This window comes from Myxococcus sp. AM011 (assembly GCF_013372595.1).
In the GTDB taxonomy this organism is placed as follows: Bacteria; Myxococcota; Myxococcia; order Myxococcales; family Myxococcaceae; genus Myxococcus; species Myxococcus eversor.
Genome location: NZ_JABXEM010000611.1, coordinates 1 through 582 on the forward strand (window position 1 = coordinate 1; position 582 = coordinate 582).

Annotated in this window: 1 protein-coding gene; it reads right to left on the reverse strand. The window is 74.1% G+C overall.

What is annotated here, in order from left to right; translation table 11 throughout:
- Nucleotides 1-541, reverse strand: a 541-nt coding sequence (locus HUW62_RS47650) for a protein kinase (protein ID WP_176438227.1), incomplete at its 3' end; no start/stop codon positions are given.
- Nucleotides 542-582 lie beyond the last annotated feature (41 nt).

The window sequence follows — 582 nt, forward strand, 5'->3', positions numbered from 1 at the left end:
GGAGGGGGCCCTCGGTGAGGGGGAGGGACTCGGCGTGGTTCGCGCTGCCGAAGTCGACGAGGACAGGGGCGTCATCGACGGCGCGCACCAGGATGTTGGAGGGCTTGAGGTCGCGGTGGAACACGTTGCGCGCGTGCAGCTCCCCGAGCGTCCGGGCCAGTCGGGAGAACAGGCGCGCCACGCGACGCGCGGAGGGGGCCTCGCGCTTCACCCACGCGGCCAGGGTGGCGCCTTCCACGTAGTCCAGGACGACGTAGTGGAAGCCCGTCCGAGCGTCGGGCCAGCGCCCGTGGGCCCAGACGCGCACGACGTGGGGATGCACCGCGTGGAGCAGACACGCCAGCTCGCGGATGGCCCGCGCGTCCGTGCGGTCCAGGTCCTCGCTGCCCGGTCCTCGCAGCGCGAACTTGAGCGCATGGAGCCGGCCGCCGTGCTCCACCTGGAACACCGCGCCGAAGGCCCCTTGCCCCAGCCGGCCGAGGACGCGCCAGGGGCCCACCCTCATCCCCGGACGCAGCGCGAGCGGATGGCCCGTCGTCATGGGGACCTCCGGTGCACCGGGACGGTGGCGTGGGGTGGGGA